Below are 18,747 nucleotides of genomic sequence, written 5' to 3' on the forward strand. Positions count from 1 at the left end.
CCTCGGCGGTCGGCCCCCGCACGCCCCAAACGAAATGAGCAACCACCGTGACTCCAGCATCGGCTCCCCCAGCGGCTCCCGCCACGGCCACCGGCGTGGCCACGCACTGCCCGTACTGCGCGCTGCAGTGTGCCATGAGGCTCAGCCCCACGGACGCCCCGGTCGGCGTCGTGATCAGCGGCCGCGACTTCCCGACGAACCGCGGCGGCCTGTGCAAGAAGGGCTGGACCGCGGCCGAACTTCTCGGCTCGCCCGAGCGCCTGCTGGAACCGATGGTGCGCGAGCCGGACGGCACGTTTGCGGCCAGGTCGTGGGCGGACACGCTCGATCTCATCGCCGACCGGCTTCGCGCGACGCGTGCCCGGCACGGCGCGGACGCGGTCGGGGTGTTCGGCGGAGGGGGACTCACCAACGAGAAGGCGTACCAGCTGGGCAAATTCACCCGAGTCGCCCTCGGATCAAGCCGCATCGACTACAACGGCCGGTTCTGCATGTCGAGCGCGGCGGCGGCCGGTACCCGCGCCTTCGGCCTCGACCGCGGCCTGCCGTTCCGGGTGGACGACCTCGACCGAGCGAGTACCATCCTCATTCTCGGCTCAAACGTGGCCCAGACGATGCCACCGTTCATCGGGCACCTGGACGGGGCCCGCGCGGCCGGTGGCCTCATCGTGGTGGATCCGCGGCGCACGGCGACGGCGCGACTCACCGACGACGGTGCCGGAATGCACGTGCAGCCCACACCGGGGAGCGACCTCGTGCTGCTCCTCGGACTCACGCACCTGGTGATCGCCGAGAAACTCGTCGACACGGCGTATGTGGCGGCACGCACCACCGGTTTCGATGCCCTGCGCCGCAGCGTGAGCCAATGGTGGCCCGAACGCGTGCAGCAGCACACCGGCGTTCCGGCCCGGCAGCTGCGCGACCTGGCTCGCCGCCTGGGCGCCGGCGTTCTCGGCGCCGAAGCATCCGGGGGCACCTACATCCTCACCGGTCGCGGCGTCGAGCAGCACGCCGACGGAACCGACACCGCGACGGCGGCGATCAACCTGAGCCTGCTTCTCGGCCTGCCCGGAACCGCCCACTCCGGCTACGGCACCCTCACCGGGCAGGGGAACGGCCAGGGCGGCCGGGAACACGGGCAAAAGTGCGACCAGCTGCCCGGCTACCGCAAGATCACCGACCCGGCGGCGCGCGCCCACGTCGCCGGCGTCTGGGGCGTGGATGCCGACAGTCTCCCCGGGGCCGGACTCCCCGCCGTGGAGCTGCTCACCACGCTCGGTGAGCCCGACGGCGTGCGCTGCCTCCTCGTGCACGGCTCCAACGTGGTGGTGTCCGCGCCCAACGCCGACCGGGTGCGCACCGCCCTCGGTCGGCTCGATTTCCTGGTGGTCGCCGACTTCTTCTTCTCCGAGACCGCGGCGCTCGCCGACGTGGTGCTTCCCGTGACGCAGTGGGCGGAGGAATCCGGAACCATGACCTCGCTTGAAGGGCGTGTCATCCGTCGTCGCGAAGCGGTGCCCGCCCCCGCCGGAGTGCGCAGCGAACTCTGGGTGCTGCGGGAGCTCGCTCGGCGACTCGACGCCCCGTCCACGTTCAGCGCCGACCCGGGCGACGTCTTCGACGAGCTGTGCCGCGCCTCGGCCGGCGGAATCGCCGACTACTCCGGCCTCAGCTACGCGCTTCTCGACACGGAAACCGCCGCGTACTGGCCCTACCCCGAGGGTTCCACCGGTACCCCGCGACTCTTTCTCGACCGCTTCAACCACCTCGACGGTCGGGCCCGACTGTGTGCCGTGCGGGCCCGCCCGTTGCCGGAGGTGGTTCAGCGCGACGGCGCCGTCACCCTCATCACGGGCCGCCTGCTCGAGCACTACCAGTCCGGAGCGCAGACACGCCGAGTGCCGGAGCTCCGGTCGGCGCAGCCGAACGCCCGACTGCAGGTGCACCCGGCCACCGCCGAGCAGCTGGGCATTGCCGAGGACGCGTGGGTGGAAGTCAGCAACGCCCGCGGAACTGTGCGCTGCCGGGCCGCAGTGACCGTGGATATCCGTCCCGACACGGTGTTCTTACCTTTCCACTTCGCGGGCGACCAGCGGGCCAACCTGCTGACCGCCGACGTGACCGACCCGATCTCCGGTATGCCGGAGTTCAAGAAAACGGCGGTGCGTCTGCGCGCCCTCGTGGAGGCCGACACCCATGCCTGACATCCTTGACGGCACCGCCGAACGGATCGTGCTCGTGGGCTACGGCCCGGTCGGAGCCCGATTCGTGGAGGAGCTGCTACCCGTCGTGCACAGCGGGCGGGTGCATCTCACCGTGGTGGGCGCCGAGAACGTCGACGCGTACAACCGCGTTCTGATCGCCGAATATGCCGTCGGCAACGCGGAACGCGACAGCCTCGAGATCACCGATCCGAGTGCGGCACGCGACGCGGGCGTTCACTTTCGGCTCGGCGCCAGCGTCACCGCCATCAACCGCAGCCGAGCCACCGTCACCCTCGGCGACGGCACCCAACTCCCGTATGACCGGCTCGTGCTGGCCACCGGCGCGCGCGCCAACGTTCCCACGCTCGCCGGGGTGACATGGGTGCGATTGGACAAGACGATGCCGACCGCGGACGCGGCGGAGCTTGACCGCAACGGGGCCACGCTCCCGCACGGGGTCACGGTGCTGCGCGACCTCGACGACGCCGCGCGCGTGCTCGCCGCCGTGCAAGCGGCGCAGCGCATCGTCGTTCTCGGCGCCGGCGTGCTCGGGATGGAGATCGCGCTCGCCGCGGCGCGGGCCGGAAGTCAGGTGTGCGTCGTCTATCACGGCGACATCCCGATGGGCCGAAACCTCGACCGTGGCGGTGGCACCGTGCTCGCGCGCAGCTCCCGGAGCGCCGGCGTCACCATGGTCAACCATTCCCGGGCGGAGAGCGTGCTCATCCACGTCGACGACACCGGGACGGAACGCTTCGACGCGCTCATCTGCGCCGACGGCAAACAGATTCACGGGGACCTGCTGCTGCTCTCCTGCGGAGTCGGCGCCCGATCCGAGCTCGCGGCCCTCTCCGGGCTTCCCGTGTCCACCGGCATCCTCGTGGACGAGCGGCTGCAGAGCTGGTCAGACACCCGGGTGTATGCGATCGGTGACTGCGCGCACCTCGCGCCGCGGCCGCAGGCCGGCGCGTCCCGGGCTCTGCCCGCCGGCGGCCCGTCGGGGCTGATCGGTCCCGGCTGGCGTCAGGCCGACTGGCTGGCGGCCCGCTTCACGGCCGAGATCGGGGGACACCCCGCCAACGTAGAACTGGCCGAGAACGCCGCGGCGGTCGTGATGCTCAAGGCCGAGGGCGTCGACGTGGTCGCGGCCGGCAACACCGCGGCGGACCCGTGGGATGACCAGCCGACCGGTCACGCCGCGGCCGGCGATTCCGCCCCGCTGGGCGTGTCGCAGTGGGCAGAACCCGAGCACAACCGGTACGTGAAAATGGTCACTCGGCGCGGCATCCTGGAAGGCTTCGTCTGCGTCGGGATGCCGCGTGCCGCCGCCGAGCTGACGCTCCTGTTCGAACGCGGCAGCGAACTGCCCGCCGACCGCTCCCTGCTGCTGCGCCATGACGGACCGGACTACGAGCCCGCCGCCGGAAGCGCCTTTGCCGCCGACGCGACCGTGTGCTGGTGCAACGGCGTGAGCGTCGGCGGCATCGAGGCGGCCGCCGGCGCCGGTGACAGCACGGTGGCCTGCATCGGGGCGGCGACGCGCGCCGGCACCGGGTGCGGCGGGTGCAAGGGTCGCATCATCGAGGTACTGGAACGATTCGCCGAGGCGGGAGGGGCCCTCGACGTGCGGACCGCCTGAACCGGACCGAGCGCCCGCACCGTTGACCTGCCGACCGCGTGGTGTCATGATCGCTCCGGACGAGGGGACGACATGAGTTCGGTGGCGAAGACGATGACCCGGGTGACCATGCGCGTGGCGGTGTGGCTGTACCGCAGCACGAACGGTCTGATCGGAGGATCGATCGGCCGGTTCGGCGTGCTGCTGCTCACCGTGCCCGGCCGCACCACCGGTCGGCCGCACACCGTTCCCGTGGGGTTCTTCGAGCACGAGGGCGGCTATCTCGTGGTGGGGTCTGCCGGGGGCGCACCGAGCGACCCGCAATGGTTCAAAAACCTGCGGCAGTCCGCGCGCGCCCACATTCAAATCCGTTCCCGGCACACCGACGTGTCTGTCCGCATCACCGACCCGGCCGAACGCGACCGGCTGTGGACAGACGTCGTGATCAGGCAGGCGAGCACCTTCGCCGGCTACGAGAAGAAGACGGATCGCACGATTCCCATCGCCGTGCTCACTCCGGTCGCGTGACCGGTTGACGACGGGCTAGGTGACGTTGACCGTCACCTGGTGCAGGCCCGTTGCGCCGTCGGGGGCGACACCGCGCGTGACGGACGTCTGAACCAGACCATTGGCATCCGTGGCCCGCACCGTGACGGAATGACTTCCTGACGTGGCCGGCCAGGTGAACATCCACTGCCGCCAGGTGTCGGCGGAGATGGCCTCCGCGAGCGTCGCGTCGACCCAGTCACCGTCGTCGATCTGCACCTGCACGGCGCTGATTCCCACGTGCTGCGACCACGCGACCCCGGCCACAACCACCGGCCCCGCCGGCACGCCGCCCCGCGGAACGTCGATGCGGGACGACAGTTTCACCGGCCCGAGCTCGGACCAGCCCCTCGGCGTCCAATATCCCTGCGCCTGATCGAAGCGGGTGACGTTGAGCTCAACGACCCACTTCGTGGCGGAGACATACCCATAGAGACCGGGAACGACCATGCGAACCGGGTACCCGTGCTCGAGCGGAAGCGGGTCGCCGTTCATGCCGACCGCGAGGATGGCGTTGCGCTCATCGGTGAGAGCCGCCAGGGGAGTTCCGGCGGTGAAACCGTCGGAACTGCGCGACAGCACCATGTCGGCGCCCGCCGTCGGCACCGCACGGGCGAGAAGTTCACGGATCGGGTAACCGAGCCACACGGCGTTGCCGATCAGGTCGCCGCCGACGTAGTTGGACACGCAGGCGAGGGTCGTCGTGCTTTCCTCCAGCGGAAGCGCGAGCAGCTCCGCGAACGAGATCTCCACCTCCCGCTCGACCATTCCCGTGATCCGCAGTGTCCACATGCTGGGGTCGAGCCGGGGCACGGACAGTGCGGTGTCGATGCGGTAGAAGTCCGCGTTGGGCGTGATGACCGGTGACAGGCCATCGATCGCGAACGAGGCGCCGGCCGGCGTGGGGGCGCCGGGAACGGTCGCCGCCGGCAGGGTGAACAGGGCGCGCGCGGCATCCGCAGCCCGACTGCCGGCGGCGAGCAGCTGGCCGCCGATCGCCGCGATCAGTCCGACAGCGGCACTTGTCCCCGTGAAGACCAGAAACCGGCGCCGGTCCAGGGACGCGCGGGCATCCGCGGTCGGGGTGCCGGACGACGTGCCACCCACCGCCACTTCTGTCGGCGCCGCACTGGCGTGCAGCCGGGTGGTTAGCACGCTCAGCAAAAGAACAGCGAGTCCCGTGGCCAGCACGGGCGGCACACCATCGAAAGGGGACGCCCCCGCGCGGGTGAGCGCCGCGGCCAGAGCCACAAGGCCGGCGGCCACCACCACAAGACGACCCACGGGCGGTCGGCGGTACTCGAGGGATCCCGCGAGGGCGGCCAGTCCTGCGGCCACCAGAGCGATGAAAACGATCAGCGCAACCTTGTCGCCGGTGCCGAAAAGCGAGATCATGAGTTCCTTGACCCAGGACGGCGCGAGGTCGATAAGGAGCGCACCGACGACGAGGACCGGACTGGCTCCGGGGGCGATGAGCCCGGCGACCAGTTCCGCGAGGCCGAACCCTGCCAAAACGGCCGCCAGACCGACCAGCGCGGGTCGGGTGTCGTGCCCGATCCGCCGAACGAGCGGCGGACGGGAGGCGACCGGCCCCGACGAGTCGGGCGTGTGAGTCGAAGGCGGAAGGCTCGGCATGGCCCCAGCTTAGGTTTAACCGCTGTGAGGAGAAGGGCTCGGGGCTTACAAATGCCTCATAAACACGAACGCCCGCTCACCGCCCCCACTGTGGGGGCATAAACGCCATTCCGGGGCGCCACGATTAACGGGGTGTTACGAACACGATAAACCTGCGCCGGAAATCGCACGAAGGCTGTGAGATCGCCCTCGTCGTCCCTACAGTTGCGCTAGGTCCGCACGTGGAGGCTACCCACCTCCATCCCCGGGGATGCTCAGAAAATCCGTTCCATCGATTTCTTGTCACATCGAGTACCGGACGACGATGCCCACAGCCCAGTTCCCGTTCGGCCCCCTAGCGCCGACGGACTGGCGGCACCATTTCCCGCGAGCCTCGCCCGAGAACCCGCTCGCGAACCCCGGACCCGAATCCGGTAGCCGAAATGAGACATGGATGACGACCCTGCATCCCTTCATCATCGAACCCTCCGCAGCCGACACCCTGGCGTCTGGTCGGGGTCGGGACAGCCACGATAAACATCACTCGCCCTCGCTGGTGCTGCTGGTGGTGATCGCCACAATCGGTATCCTTGCCTACGCCAATTTTCTCCTCAACCCGGCCAGTCGAGGCGACTGGCTCCCGTATTCGCTGGTGATTGTGGCGGAGTCCAGCCTGATCTTTCAGGCCCTGCTGTCCATGTGGACGATCCTCTCCGGTGCCCAGGACCCTCGTGATTTCGCCTTCCATCAGGCGAAGGCGGCTCTGTTCGCCACCCGGTCCAGCCGACGCTTGGAGACCGGGCCAGGTCCCGACAGGTCCCTGTACCTCGGTGGTCAGCCGACCAGCATCGACGTCTTCATTACGACCTACGGCGAAAGCGTGGAGGTGATCCGGGAGACCGTCACCGCGGCGGTGGCCGTCCGCGGGGCGCACATCACTTGGGTGCTGGATGACGGTCGTGCTGACGAGGTACGTGACCTCGCTGCCGAGCTGGGCGCCAGGTATCTCCGACGACTGAGTTCGAACGGAGCCAAGGCCGGGAACGTCAACCACGCGCTCACCGCCAGCTCCGGCGAGTATTTCGTGATCTTCGACGCTGATTTTGTTCCTGATCCCGATTTCCTCGTTGAGACCTTGCCGTTCTTTATTGACGACCGGGTGGCGTTCGTGCAGACACCGCAGGCCTACCGCAACCTGCACAACGTGATTTCCCGTGGCGCCGGCTACATGCAATCGGTGTTCTACAGGTTCATCCAACCGGGCCGCAACCGGTTCAACGCCGCCTTCTGCGTTGGCACCAACGTGATCTTCCGTCGCGACGCCGTCAACGACGTGGGCGGCATGTACACAGATTCCAAATCAGAGGATGTCTGGACTTCCCTCAAGCTGCACGAACGCGGGTGGAAGACAATTTTCATCCCCATGGTGCTCGCGACCGGCCACGCGCCGGACACCGTGGAGGCGTACACCAAGCAACAGCTGCGCTGGGCGACCGGTGGCTTCGAGATCCTCCTGACGAGCAACCCGCTCAGCCCCCGCCGGCGACTGACTTTCGACCAGAGATTGCAGTATCTGGTCACCGCGTCATTCTACTTGACCGGTATAGCTCCACTGCTCCTGCTGGTCGTGCCGCCGTTGGAGATCTACTTCGATCTGCGGCCAGTGAACCTCTCCACCAGCCTGGCCACCTGGCTGCTCTACTACTTAGGATTTTATCTCCTGCAGGTGGCCCTGGCGTTCTACACGATGGGATCCTTCCGGTGGGAGACCCTGATGCTCGCCGCTGCGTCGTTCCCGATCTACCTGGCAGCTCTGGCGAACGTCGTTTTCGGTAGGGAGCAGCAGTGGCGGGCGACAGGCAACAAATCCACGATTGCCTCGCCCTTCAACTTCATGATTCCGCAGGTGCTGGTCTTCGTCTTCCTCTTGCTCACCTCGGTGGTGGCCGTGTGGCGGGACCTCGGAATCGGCGCCGCGACCCTGGCAACGGCGTGGAACGTGACCAACACGGTTATCCTCGGGAGTTTCATCGGAGCTGCACTGCACGAGAGCCGGGCGACACCGCTGAGCGCCGCGGCCGATCGGCGCGGCATGCGCCGGCCGCGGCGGAGCCTCGAATGGCCGGGTGCTCCCGTGCCTGCTGCTGCACCGCTGACGGCGGATGCCCCGAGCCGAGAGGCGGTGACAGCATGACCTGGGCGAACCGCGCCAAGCTCTTCGTCGGCTTGATCACGGTTCTCGGGCTGGTATCCGCACTCACGGTGGTGTTCAACCTGCGACAATCGCACGTGGCCAGCGACTCCGCGTCCATTGAGGCCGCGGAGTATCCGGTTGGCACGGACTACGGGGGAGTCGTGCTGGAACGGCTGGCCGACGAGGGCGACGCGGTGAGCGTTGGGCAGGCCCTGTTCACGGTGCAGAGCCCGACCCTGCAGGCAGACCTCGCCGAGGGACTGGTCAGCCTCGAAAACGTGGCCTACTCGGTGTCCGACGACGGTGTTCTCACCCTGACCGCATCCATCGACGGCACGCTCACCGGCATTACGACCGAGCGGGGCTCGTTTGTGCAGGCCGGGCAGGTGTTGGCCATCATAAACCGGAACGGTTCATTGTTCGTCTCCGCGCAATTCGTACTGAGCAGCACCGACTATTCCAGGGTAGAACAGGGCGCGCGGGTCGATATCGTGCTGCCCAACCGTTCTCGGATCATGGGCACGCTCGAGGCCGTTGAGGTGCAGACCGTGGATGGCCAGGCGGAAACGACGATGCGCGTGGCTAGTGACGGGCTGTCGGACGGGGCCTACAACGGGCTCGTCGCGCCCGGCACGCCGGTGTCGGCCACGCTGTCGCTCCGCGACGATGGCCCGCTCGCGGGCGTCGGCGACGGCATCTACGGCTTCCTGCGGACGATCGGGTTATGACCGTGCTGCAGAAATCGAGAAGCCTGACCCTGGTGGCCTGTCTCGCCATCGCCATCACCGCGGCCCTGGGGGTGGCGGCCTGCACACCCATCGTCCGGTCGGTGCCGACCAATCCGACCGGCGAGGGGCTGATCTTCCCGACGGCGGCGATCGGGCCGCTCGCCAATGCCGTGCCCCAGCGCACCGTCAAGGCCTTGCCGGTAGCGCGCCTGGCCGACGGATTGGTGCCGCCCACCAGTCGGTGGTTCTCCGGACTGGTCTTCGGTGAGGAGTTGATGCCGGTGTTCCCGCTGCCGCTGTCCTTCCTGCTCACTGACACCGGGTTCGCCTTCGGGTTGCCCCGGGTGAGCGCCCAGAGCAACGTGATCCTCGGCGGCTTTACCGACCAAATTCGGGTGGAGCTCGACCCGGCCGGCCAAACCGTTGACCAGATGGTGACCGCCTATGACGAGGCGTCGGTCACTATCACCCAACGTGCCGGAGGGCGTGATCTCGGGTCGACAGTGATCGCAGAGGGCTCGCCGTTCATTTCTTTCGCCGCCGCAAGAGACCTGACCCTCACCATGCCAACGGCGTTCACGCCCGCCGGAGACGGCGTCTGGACCGTCGACGTTGCCGGCACTGGCTATGGGCTGGTTTCGGCTGGGGGCCTGTCCGATGACGGCACCACCCTGTCGTTGCCGATGGGGGGCAGCGCGACGTGGTTCGCCCTGCCCGATGACGGTTCCCTGCAGTCCTTCGTCGACGCCGCCGCGCACCCCGTTTCCGGCACCCGGGTGGACTTCGACACCACGCCGGCGGTGGCGACCACGACCATCCACTACATCACCGCGGACGGTGGGGACACCCTCATTGCGGCGCTTCCCCATCAGCTACCGGGGCTCGCATCCGGAACTCGCTGCGACGCCGGCAGCTATCCCAGCAGCTTTGGCACGCTCACAGTGTGCACTGGCTCCCAACTTGCCTGGTCGGTGCCCACGGTGCAGCCCAGCGGTGCGATCAACCTGTCGGGCCTGGCGGGAGCGGAACGCGAGCGCCTGGCCGACCAGGTGCGGGCCGATGTGGACACCACGGGCACGTTCGCGGCCGACACCTATTTCGGTGGCAAATCGCTCTACCGTGCCGCCAACCTGCTTGCGGTGGCGCGCCAGGTAGGTGCCGACGACGCCGCCGCCGAGCTCACCAGCCGGCTCACGGCCGCACTAGACGAGTGGATGGACCCCGACGGCTGCCGGGATCGCACGGAGCGATGCTTCGTCTACGACCCGGAGGCCAAGGGGGTCGTGGGCCTGGCCACCTCGTTCGGTTCGGAGGAATTCAACGATCATCACTTCCACTACGGCTACTTCTTCTACGCGGCGGCCGTGGTCGCGGCCGGGGATGGTTCCGCCGCCGACACTTCATCCGTCGAACGTTGGGCGCCGGTTCTCAACCTTCTGGCTGCCGACCTCGCCACCAGCGGAGGCAGCGACTACTTCCCCGAGCGGCGCGTGTTCGACGCCTACGCGGGTCATTCCTGGGCCAGCGGCACGTCGCCGTTCGGCGACGGTAACAACCAGGAGTCCAGTTCCGAGGCCGTGAGCGCGTGGAACGGACTGGCCCTCTGGGCCGCCGCCAGCGGCCAGGCGGACCTGGCCGGCGAGGCAGGCTGGATGCTCTCCAGCGAGGCAGCCTCCGCGCGCGCCTATTGGACCGATTTCGACCTCGATGACCCCGTCTACCAGGGGTTCGACCACACCATCACCTCGCTCGTCTGGGGTGGCAAGCGTGACTATGCCACCTGGTTCAGCGCAGAACCGAGCGCGATGCTCGGTATCCTGGTGCTGCCGATGAGTCCCGTCGCCGACTATCTCGGCGGTGACCCCGACCGAGTGCAAGCCAATCTGGCTGACGCACTGTCGGCCGCGAGTCCGCTCCCTGAGCGTTATGACGTGATGTTCGGCGACTACCTGCTGATGTACTCCGCCTTGCAGGGGCCGGATGCCGCGGCTGCCGCCCTCGACGTCGCGGCCGGTCTGCCAGACAGCCGCATCGACGACGGTAACAGCCGTTCCTACCTGCTCGCGTGGCTGATGCAACACGCTGCCTGAACCGGTCGCGGGCCGCGGCCCTGCAGACGGCGGGCAGCGAAGTAGTGCACTCTTAAGGGAATATGTCACTTCTCACGAGCCTCCCCAGCGAAACCGACCCCGACGTTCTCTTCGCGGCATTTGAGGACTGGGCGACCGGGCAGGGACTGTCCCTGTACCCGGCACAGGAGGAAGCGGTCATCGAGATCGTATCCGGCGCGAACCTCATCCTCAGCACGCCCACGGGCACCGGCAAATCCCTCGTCGCCGTCGGCGCGCACTTCGCGGCCCTGTCCGCAGGTAAACGCAGTTTCTACACCGCCCCGATCAAGGCGCTCGTCAGCGAGAAGTTCTTCTCCCTCGTGGAGACGTTCGGCGCCGAGAACGTGGGCATGATGACGGGCGACTCCTCGGTGAATGCCGACGCGCCCATCATCTGCTGCACGGCCGAGATCCTCGCGAACCTCGCACTGCGCCACGGCGAAGACACCGAGGTCGACCAGGTGGTCATGGACGAGTTTCACTTCTACGCCGACCCGGAACGCGGCTGGGCATGGCAGGTTCCCCTGCTCCTGCTGCCACGCGTGCAATTCATCCTCATGTCGGCCACCCTCGGCGACGTGAAATTCATCGCGGAAGATCTCTCACAGCGCACCGGCCGCGAGACGGCGATCGTCACGGGCGTCGAACGCCCGGTGCCGCTGAACTACTACTACGAGACCACGCCCGTGCACGAGACCGTCGAGGACCTGCTGCACACGCAGAAGGCCCCCGTCTACATTGTGCATTTCTCCCAGGCCGCCGCGCTCGAGCGCGCGCAGGCGCTCGCGAGCGCCAAGGTCGCCACCCGTGAGCAGCGCGACGAAATCGCGGAACTGATCGACGAGTTCCGGTTCACGACGAGTTTCGGCAAGACGCTCTCCCGGCTCATCCGCATGGGCATCGGCGTGCACCACGCCGGCATGCTGCCCAAGTACCGCCGTCTGGTGGAGCAGCTCGCCCAGCGCGGCATGCTGCGGGTGATCTGCGGCACCGACACCCTCGGTGTCGGCATCAACGTACCCATCCGCACCGTGCTGTTCACCGCGCTCACCAAATACGACGGCGTGAAAATGCGCCAGGTGCACGTGCGTGAATTCCATCAGATCGCCGGACGCGCCGGGCGGGCGGGCTACGACACCGCCGGCACCGTGGTGATCCAGGCGCCCGACCATGAGTCGGAGAACCTCAAGGCCATCGAAAAGGCCGGCGACGACCCGAAGAAGAAGCGCAAGATCGTGCGCAAGAAGGCGCCAGAGGGCTTCGTGTCGTGGGGTGAGCCGTCGTTCCGCCGCCTCGTCGACGCCGAGCCGGAGACGCTCGGCTCGAGCATGCAGATGACGGCCGCCATGCTCATCAACGTGATCGGACGCGGCGGCGACGCCTTCGCTCACGTTCATTCGCTCGTGTTCGACAACCACGAACCCTGGAAACGTCAGCTCGTGCTCGCCCGGCGTGCGCTCGGCATTTACAAGACGCTGCGGGAAGCGGGGATCGTTGAGCAGAGCGCGAGCGGGAAGATCCGGTTGACGGTGGATCTGCAGGCCAACTTCGCGCTCAACCAACCGCTGTCTCCGTTCGCGCTTGCCGCGTTCGAACTGCTCGACCCCGACCCGGAGGCCGGCCCCGGCCCGGGCACCGGAAACTACGCCCTCGATATGATCTCCATACTTGAGGCGACGCTCGACAACCCCCGGCCGGTGCTGATGGGCCAGCAGTTCGCCGCCCGCGGCGAGGCCGTGAACGCGATGAAGCGGGAGGGGATCGAATACGACGAGCGGATGGCGCTGCTCGAAGAGATCACCTGGCCCAAGCCGCTCGAAGAGCTGTTGAACTACACATTCGAGACCTACAAGGCGTCCCAGCCGTGGATCGCGGACTTCGAGCTACGGCCCAAGTCCGTGGTGCGCGACATGTACGAGCGGGCGATGTCCTTCGGGGAGTTCATCGCGTTCTACAAGCTGGCCCGTAGCGAGGGCGTCGTGCTGCGTTACCTCTCAGACGCATATCGCGCCGCGCGGCAGACGATTCCGGACGAGGCCAAGAACGAGGACCTGCTCGACCTGATCGAGTGGCTCGGTGAACTCGTGCGCCAGGTGGACTCGAGCCTGCTCGACGAGTGGGAGGAATTGCTGCACCCCGACCCCGTCGAGCACGCGACCGAGGCCCACGCGCTCCTGCCGCCGGCCCCGAAACGGCTCACCACGAATGTGCGGGCGTTCCGGATCCTCGTGCGCAACGAACTGTTCCGCCGGGTGCAACTGGCCGCGCTCGAGAACTACGACGAGCTCGGCGTGCTCGACCGGGAACACGGCTTCACCGCCGACGTCTGGGGAGACGCCATGGACGGCTACTTCGCGGACCACGACCAGCTGCTCACCGGGGCTGATGCGCGAAGCTCCGACCTGCTGATGATCGAGACGACACCGACCAGTTGGACGGTGCGTCAGATTCTGGACGACCCGGCCGGTGACCACGACTGGGGCATCAGCGCGGAGGTCGACCTCGCCGCGTCCGACGAACTCGGCGAAGCCGTCATCCGCGTCACCGGCGTCAACCGCCTGTAGCCGGCGGGGGAGCCCGGTCAAGCGGAGTTGCGCCACACGATTTCGGTGTCCAGCAGAATACCGCCGAGCTCGGGCGCCTCGCCGCGCAGCTGACTGAGCACGGACTCCGCAGCGCGTTCCCCGAGCCCGTTGGCCGGCTGGTGCACGGTCGACAGCGGCGGCTGGCAGCGCAAGGCCCACGCGCTGTCGTCGAAGCCGACAATTCCGACATCACCGGGAACGCTGCGGCCGGCCTCCCGCAACGCATTCAGCGCACCGGCGGCGAGAGCATCGGAGGCCGCGAACACCCCGTCGATGAGGGGGTCGCGCGCGAGGAGGGCCCGCATCCCGTCTCGCCCGTCCGCGTAGGTGTACAGCGGGACCCGAGCCACCAGGGACGGGTCGAAGCGCTCGCCCAGGGCCTCCGTGAATCCCGCCAGGCGGTCGGTGCCCGAGTCCCGGTCAAGGGCGGCGACGATCATTCCGATCCGGCGGCGCCCGGTGCCGATCAGCCGTTCGGTGATCGACCGGGCGGCCTGATGGTTGTTGATGCCCACGTAGGGAACGTCGTGAAGGTCTTGCGGATGCCCGACGAATGCCGCCGGCAGCTCGAGCCGTTCAATAACCTTTGTGATCGGGTCTTTCTCCCGCGCCGATACCACGACGACACCGTCTACGAAGCCGCCACTGAGGTACCGGGCCACACGCTCGGTATCCCGATCCGACTCGATCACCAGGCTGACCATCTGATAGTCGGCGCGGGAGAGCGCCGTGTTGGCGCCGAGGAGGATCCCGCCGATGTTCGGGTCTTCCAGAAACAGCGAGTGCGGTTCGTGCACGATCAGGCCGACGGCCTGAGAACGTTGCATGACCAGGTTGCGGGCGGCGGTGTTGGGTACGTAGCCGACCTTCTCGATGGCCGCCTCGATGGCGGCGCGAGCCTCGACAGACACGTACGGTTCGTTGTTCACGACCCGGCTGACCGTGCCGCGGGAAACCCCGGCTTCGGCGGCCACATCGTGGATCGTCGCGCGCTTACGCCGCCTCGGAGTGATCACCATTCGATAACTGTACCGGTTGCATGGCTTGACACCGTGGCGTCGATCTATCTAATCTGTGTACGTTCACAGAAACTCATCGAGGAGTTGTTTGCTCCGAATCTGTGCACGTTCACAGAAGCAGGAGTCGATGTACACCCCAGCAGCCACCTCGGTCGACATGGACCAGGCCACCCGTGCTACCCCGTTCGTGCAGACCGGCATCGGGTACGGCTGCGACTACAACCCGGAGCAGTGGGGACCCGAGGTCTGGGCCGACGACGTGCTGCTGATGCAGCAGGCAGGTGTCGACCTCGTCGCCATCAACATTTTCGGGTGGTCGGCCCTCGAGCCGCGTCCCGGTGAGTACGACTTCACCCTGCTGGATACCGTCATCGAGCTGCTGCACGCCCACGGCATCCGGGTGAACCTGGGCACCGGTACCTCGTCGCCGCCGCCGTGGCTCACCACCGCGCACCCCGAGATCCTGCCCCAGGCCGAAGACGGCACCACCCGCTTCTCCGGTGGACGCCAGGCCTGGTGCCCGAGCTCGCCGGTGTTCCGGGAGCATGCCCTTCGCCTGGTGGAACAGGTGGCCCGCCGCTACGGCGCCCACCCCGCTGTGGCGCTGTGGCACGTATCCAACGAACTCGGTTGCCATAATGCCCTCTGCTACGACGACGACACCGCGGCCGCCTTCCGCCGCTGGCTTGAGGCGCGTTACGGCAGCATTGACGCGCTCAACGGTGCGTGGGGCACGTCGTTCTGGAGCCAGCGCTACGGCACCTGGGACGAGGTGCACACCCCCCGCCTGACCCTGTCCAGCCGCAACCCCGGCCAGGTGCTCGACTTTCACCGGTTCAGCTCCGACGAGCTGCTCGGTTACTACCGTGCGGAGGAAGCCGTCCTGCGGCGGCACAGTCGCGTGCCCGTCACCACGAACTTCATGGTGACCGCGCACATCCGCAATCTGGACTACTGGTCGTGGGCCTCCGCGGTTGATGTTGTGGCAAACGACCACTACCTCGACCACCGCCTCGACGACCCCACTACCGAGCTCGCCTTCGCGGCGGACCTGAGCCGTGGTCTCGCCGGCGGGGGCGCCTGGCTGCTCATGGAACAGGCGACGAGTGCCGTCAACTGGCAGCCGCTCAACGTGGCAAAGGTGCCGGGGGAGATGACCCGCAATTCGCTCTCCCATGTGGCCCGTGGTGCCGAGGCCATCTGCTTCTTCCAGTGGCGTGCGTCCCTGCAGGGTTCGGAGAAGTTCCACTCCGCGCTGGTGCCGCACGCCGGAACCGACACCATTCTCTTTCGGGAGGTGGTCGAGCTGGGCTCCATCCTCGACCGGTTGGACGAGGTGATCGGCACCCGGGTCGTGGCGGACACGGCGATCCTGTTCAGCTGGGAAGCCTGGTGGGCCGGCGACAACGAGTCGCGTCCGTCCATGTCGGTGACGTACCTCCAGCAGGTGCATGCCGCATACAGCGCGCTGCACCGGCTCGGTATCACCGTCGACATCGTCTCCCCGGATGCCGACCTCAGCGGGTACCACCTCGTTGTCGTTCCCGCGCTGTACCTCGTCACCGACGCCCAGGCCGACCGGCTCGCCGAATTCGTGGCCACCGGTGGCCACGCCGTGGTCACCTTCTACAGCGGAATCGTCGACGAAGACGACCGGGTGCGCCCCGGCGGCTACCCCGGAGCCTTCCGCGCGCTGCTCGGGATCACCGTGGAGGAATTCGCGCCGATCGCGCCCGGCCTGACCGTGGGCCTCACCGCAGTTGGCGCGATCGCCCAAACCGCCCTGAGCCGGGATGCCAGCGGCACCCTGTGGTCGGAACGACTGCGACTGGCCGGTGCCGAGGCCCTGGCCAGCTACGCGGAAGGACCGCTGGCCGGCGTGCCCGCGATCACCCGCAACAGCCACGGCAACGGCACCGCTTGGTACCTCGCCACCGCACCAGACCCGACCACCTACCGCGACCTCATGCGCACCATCGCCATCACGGCCGGCGTCACCGCGGTCGGCCCCGAGAACGACGGCCTGCTCGAGGTCGTGCGACGCACTGGTAACGACACGAGCTACCGCTTCATCATCAACCACGGCGATACCGACGTGGACATGGGCGCGAACGGATTCGAGCTGGTCACCGGCACCGACATCGTTCGCAGCCTGCGCGTACCGGCCGGATCCGTCCGCGTCATCAGAGAGGACACCGTTTCATGAGTGCACCAGCCGCTGTGGCCGCAGACGCCCGAAGCGCGGGACTCGGCCGCCCAGCGCCGCGCCCCCGCAAGTCCCGCGTGACGCACCCGAGCGCGATCGCGATCTTCATCGTGCCATTTGCCGTGCTCTTCACGCTGTTCTACCTGGTTCCCATCGGCTACGCCGTGTATCAGTCGCTGCTCGTCATCGAGCGGGACGGCACCTTCGGCAAGGCGACCGAGGTGTTCGGCGGCCTCACCCAGTACATCCTGGTCTTCCAGAACGGCCCGTTCTGGGAATCCATCGCACGGGTGCTCAGCTTCGGCGTGGTGCAGGTTCCGGTCATGCTGGGCCTCGCGCTGATCTTCGCGCTGCTGCTGGATTCCCCGCTGCTGCGCGGAAAGCGCTTCTTCCGGCTCGCGTTCTTCGTGCCCTATGCCGTGCCCGGCGTCATCGCGGCGATCATGTGGGGCTTTCTCTACTCGCCCAACCTCTCGCCGTTCACCGCGATCACAAGCAACGTGAGCTTCCTCTCCGCCGACCTGGTGCTCTGGGCGATCGCCAACGTCGTCACCTGGGTCTATGTGGGCTACAACATGCTCATCATCTACTCGGCGCTGCTGGCCATTCCCACCGAGATCTACGAGGCCGCCCGCCTTGACGGCGCCGGGCAGCTGCGCATCGCCTGGTCGATCAAAATTCCGCTGATCATGCCGGCAATCGTGCTCACCGGCATCTTCTCCATCATCGGTACGCTGCAGCTGCTCGCCGAGCCGCAGGTGTTCCGCTCCTTCAGCTCCGCCGTCACCAGCACGTTCACGCCGAACCTGATGGTCTACTCCACCTCCTCCATCCCCAACGTGAACCTCGCCGCCGCATTCAGCGTCGTGCTGGCGCTGGCCACATTCGTCCTGTCGTTCACGTTCCTCAAGTTCACCCAGCGGAAGGAAGGCAAATGAGCGCCCTCACCGACTCTCCGGCCGTCGAACGTCGGTCCAGGCGCGTCAGGAACACTGCCAACCCCGCACCGAAGGTGGCGCGCGAGAGCTCGCTCTCCCGCGTCGGTGCCATGACCGTGATGCTCGTCTTCACGCTCTACTTCCTCATCCCGATCTGGTGGCTGTTCATCGCCGGCACCAAGAGCAGCTCACAGTTCACGAGCACCCACCCGCTCTGGTTCGCCGACTTCAACCTGTTTGCCAACATCGGCAACCTGGTCACCTACCGTGACGGCGTCTTCCTCAAGTGGATGCTCAACAGCGCGCTCTACGCCGGCGCCGGCGCCCTGCTCGCCACCCTGTTCGCCGGTATGGCCGGCTACGCGCTGGCGAAGTACCGCTTTCCGGGCCGGGAGCTGCTCTTCAACATCGTGCTCGGCGGGGTGCTCGTGCCCGCCACCGCCCTTGCGTTGCCGCTGTTCCTGATTTTCAGCCAGGTCAGCCTCACCAACACGTTCTGGGCGGTGTTCCTGCCCAGCCTGGTCAGCCCGTTCGGGGTATACCTCACCCGCATCTTCGCCGCGGCGAGCGTGCCGGACGAGCTCATCGAGGCCGCCCGCCTCGACGGCGCCGGCGAGGTGCGCACCTTCTTCACCGTCTCGGTGCGGCTCATGTTCCCCGCCCTGGTCACGGTGTTCCTCTTCCAGTTCGTGGCCATCTGGAACAACTTCTTCCTCCCGCTCATCATGCTGCGCGACGAGACCCTGTTCCCCGTCACCCTCGGGCTCTATGCCTGGAACTCCCAGGTCAACCAGATCCCCGAACTGCGCGGTTACGTGCTCATCGGCGCGCTCCTGTCGATCATTCCTCTGATCATCCTGTTCCTGTTGCTGCAGCGCTTCTGGCGCAACGGCCTGGGGGCCGGCAGCGTCAAGTAACCCTTCCTACCTTTCAGACCGTTCCAAACCACAGAGCACCACTCCTTTTCAGCGAAAACCCAACAAA

At 67.4% G+C, this 18,747-nt stretch carries 12 protein-coding genes; 10 read left to right on the forward strand and 2 right to left on the reverse strand.

What is annotated here, in order from left to right; translation table 11 throughout:
* Positions 1-47 precede the first annotated feature (47 nt).
* The 3 genes from AC1MB9_RS02935 (at position 48) to AC1MB9_RS02945 (ending at position 4,350) form a co-directional block, all read left to right on the forward strand.
* Positions 48-2,204: a molybdopterin oxidoreductase family protein gene (locus AC1MB9_RS02935; protein ID WP_479963552.1), complete on the forward strand. Its 2,157-nt coding sequence runs from the start codon at positions 48-50 to the stop codon at positions 2,202-2,204.
* Positions 2,197-3,843: an FAD-dependent oxidoreductase gene (locus AC1MB9_RS02940; RefSeq protein ID WP_479963553.1), complete on the forward strand. Its 1,647-nt coding sequence runs from the start codon at positions 2,197-2,199 to the stop codon at positions 3,841-3,843. The genes AC1MB9_RS02935 and AC1MB9_RS02940 overlap by 8 nt, the downstream gene beginning before the upstream one ends.
* A 72-nt stretch (positions 3,844-3,915) precedes the next feature.
* Entirely contained in the window at positions 3,916-4,350 is a 435-nt protein-coding gene (locus tag AC1MB9_RS02945) for a nitroreductase/quinone reductase family protein (RefSeq protein WP_479963554.1), read from the forward strand.
* A gap of 15 nt (positions 4,351-4,365) precedes the next feature.
* On the opposite strand, the gene AC1MB9_RS02950 is transcribed toward AC1MB9_RS02945, so the two are convergent.
* Positions 4,366-6,003, reverse strand: a complete 1,638-nt coding sequence (locus AC1MB9_RS02950; RefSeq protein WP_479963555.1) for a molybdopterin-dependent oxidoreductase — start codon at positions 6,001-6,003, stop codon at positions 4,366-4,368.
* A 433-nt stretch (positions 6,004-6,436) separates the two neighbouring features.
* On the opposite strand from AC1MB9_RS02950, the gene AC1MB9_RS02955 reads away from it, so the two are divergent.
* From AC1MB9_RS02955 to AC1MB9_RS02970, 4 genes are all read left to right on the forward strand, one after another.
* Complete coding sequence (locus tag AC1MB9_RS02955; protein WP_479963556.1) at positions 6,437-8,176, forward strand: glycosyltransferase family 2 protein; 1,740 nt, start codon at positions 6,437-6,439, stop codon at positions 8,174-8,176.
* Positions 8,173-8,904, forward strand: a complete 732-nt coding sequence (locus tag AC1MB9_RS02960) for an efflux RND transporter periplasmic adaptor subunit (protein WP_479963557.1) — start codon at positions 8,173-8,175, stop codon at positions 8,902-8,904. The genes AC1MB9_RS02955 and AC1MB9_RS02960 overlap by 4 nt, the downstream gene beginning before the upstream one ends.
* Positions 8,901-10,994, forward strand: a complete 2,094-nt coding sequence (locus AC1MB9_RS02965; RefSeq protein WP_479963558.1) for a glycosyl hydrolase — start codon at positions 8,901-8,903, stop codon at positions 10,992-10,994. The genes AC1MB9_RS02960 and AC1MB9_RS02965 overlap by 4 nt, the downstream gene beginning before the upstream one ends.
* 62 nt (positions 10,995-11,056) lie before the next feature.
* The gene (locus tag AC1MB9_RS02970; protein WP_479963559.1) at positions 11,057-13,579 is read left to right on the forward strand and encodes a DEAD/DEAH box helicase; all 2,523 of its coding nucleotides are present in this window, start codon (positions 11,057-11,059) and stop codon (positions 13,577-13,579) included.
* A gap of 17 nt (positions 13,580-13,596) precedes the next feature.
* Here AC1MB9_RS02970 and AC1MB9_RS02975 read toward each other — a convergent pair whose 3' ends face one another.
* Positions 13,597-14,619 (reverse strand): LacI family DNA-binding transcriptional regulator, encoded by a 1,023-nt coding sequence (locus AC1MB9_RS02975; RefSeq protein ID WP_479963560.1) that lies wholly within the window; start codon positions 14,617-14,619, stop codon positions 13,597-13,599.
* A 127-nt stretch (positions 14,620-14,746) separates the two neighbouring features.
* Between AC1MB9_RS02975 and AC1MB9_RS02980 the strand changes: the two genes are divergently transcribed.
* From AC1MB9_RS02980 to AC1MB9_RS02990, 3 genes are read left to right on the forward strand one after another with little or no spacing between them, the layout of a single operon-like run.
* The gene (locus tag AC1MB9_RS02980) at positions 14,747-16,825 is read left to right on the forward strand and encodes a beta-galactosidase (protein WP_479963561.1); all 2,079 of its coding nucleotides are present in this window, start codon (positions 14,747-14,749) and stop codon (positions 16,823-16,825) included.
* The gene (locus tag AC1MB9_RS02985) at positions 16,822-17,763 is read left to right on the forward strand and encodes a carbohydrate ABC transporter permease (protein ID WP_479963562.1); all 942 of its coding nucleotides are present in this window, start codon (positions 16,822-16,824) and stop codon (positions 17,761-17,763) included. Before AC1MB9_RS02980 ends, AC1MB9_RS02985 begins: the two co-directional genes overlap by 4 nt.
* The gene (locus AC1MB9_RS02990) at positions 17,760-18,680 is read left to right on the forward strand and encodes a carbohydrate ABC transporter permease (RefSeq protein ID WP_479963563.1); all 921 of its coding nucleotides are present in this window, start codon (positions 17,760-17,762) and stop codon (positions 18,678-18,680) included. The genes AC1MB9_RS02985 and AC1MB9_RS02990 overlap by 4 nt, the downstream gene beginning before the upstream one ends.
* The last annotated feature ends 67 nt before the right edge of the window (positions 18,681-18,747 follow it).

This window comes from Cryobacterium sp. AP27 (genome assembly GCF_056680495.1).

What these genes read in the sequence shown, in the direction of transcription:
- AC1MB9_RS02970 (WP_479963559.1), top strand. Translation starts at nt 11,057, where the DNA reads ATGTCACTTCTCACGAGCCTCCCCAGCGAAACCGACCCCGACGTTCTC.
- AC1MB9_RS02950 (WP_479963555.1), bottom strand. Translation starts at nt 6,003, where the DNA reads ATGCCGAGCCTTCCGCCTTCGACTCACACGCCCGACTCGTCGGGGCCG.
- AC1MB9_RS02960 (WP_479963557.1), top strand. Translation starts at nt 8,173, where the DNA reads ATGACCTGGGCGAACCGCGCCAAGCTCTTCGTCGGCTTGATCACGGTT.
- AC1MB9_RS02940 (WP_479963553.1), top strand. Translation starts at nt 2,197, where the DNA reads ATGCCTGACATCCTTGACGGCACCGCCGAACGGATCGTGCTCGTGGGC.
- AC1MB9_RS02985 (WP_479963562.1), top strand. Translation starts at nt 16,822, where the DNA reads ATGAGTGCACCAGCCGCTGTGGCCGCAGACGCCCGAAGCGCGGGACTC.
- AC1MB9_RS02990 (WP_479963563.1), top strand. Translation starts at nt 17,760, where the DNA reads ATGAGCGCCCTCACCGACTCTCCGGCCGTCGAACGTCGGTCCAGGCGC.
- AC1MB9_RS02965 (WP_479963558.1), top strand. Translation starts at nt 8,901, where the DNA reads ATGACCGTGCTGCAGAAATCGAGAAGCCTGACCCTGGTGGCCTGTCTC.
- AC1MB9_RS02980 (WP_479963561.1), top strand. Translation starts at nt 14,747, where the DNA reads ATGTACACCCCAGCAGCCACCTCGGTCGACATGGACCAGGCCACCCGT.
- AC1MB9_RS02975 (WP_479963560.1), bottom strand. Translation starts at nt 14,619, where the DNA reads ATGGTGATCACTCCGAGGCGGCGTAAGCGCGCGACGATCCACGATGTG.
- AC1MB9_RS02945 (WP_479963554.1), top strand. Translation starts at nt 3,916, where the DNA reads ATGAGTTCGGTGGCGAAGACGATGACCCGGGTGACCATGCGCGTGGCG.
- AC1MB9_RS02955 (WP_479963556.1), top strand. Translation starts at nt 6,437, where the DNA reads ATGACGACCCTGCATCCCTTCATCATCGAACCCTCCGCAGCCGACACC.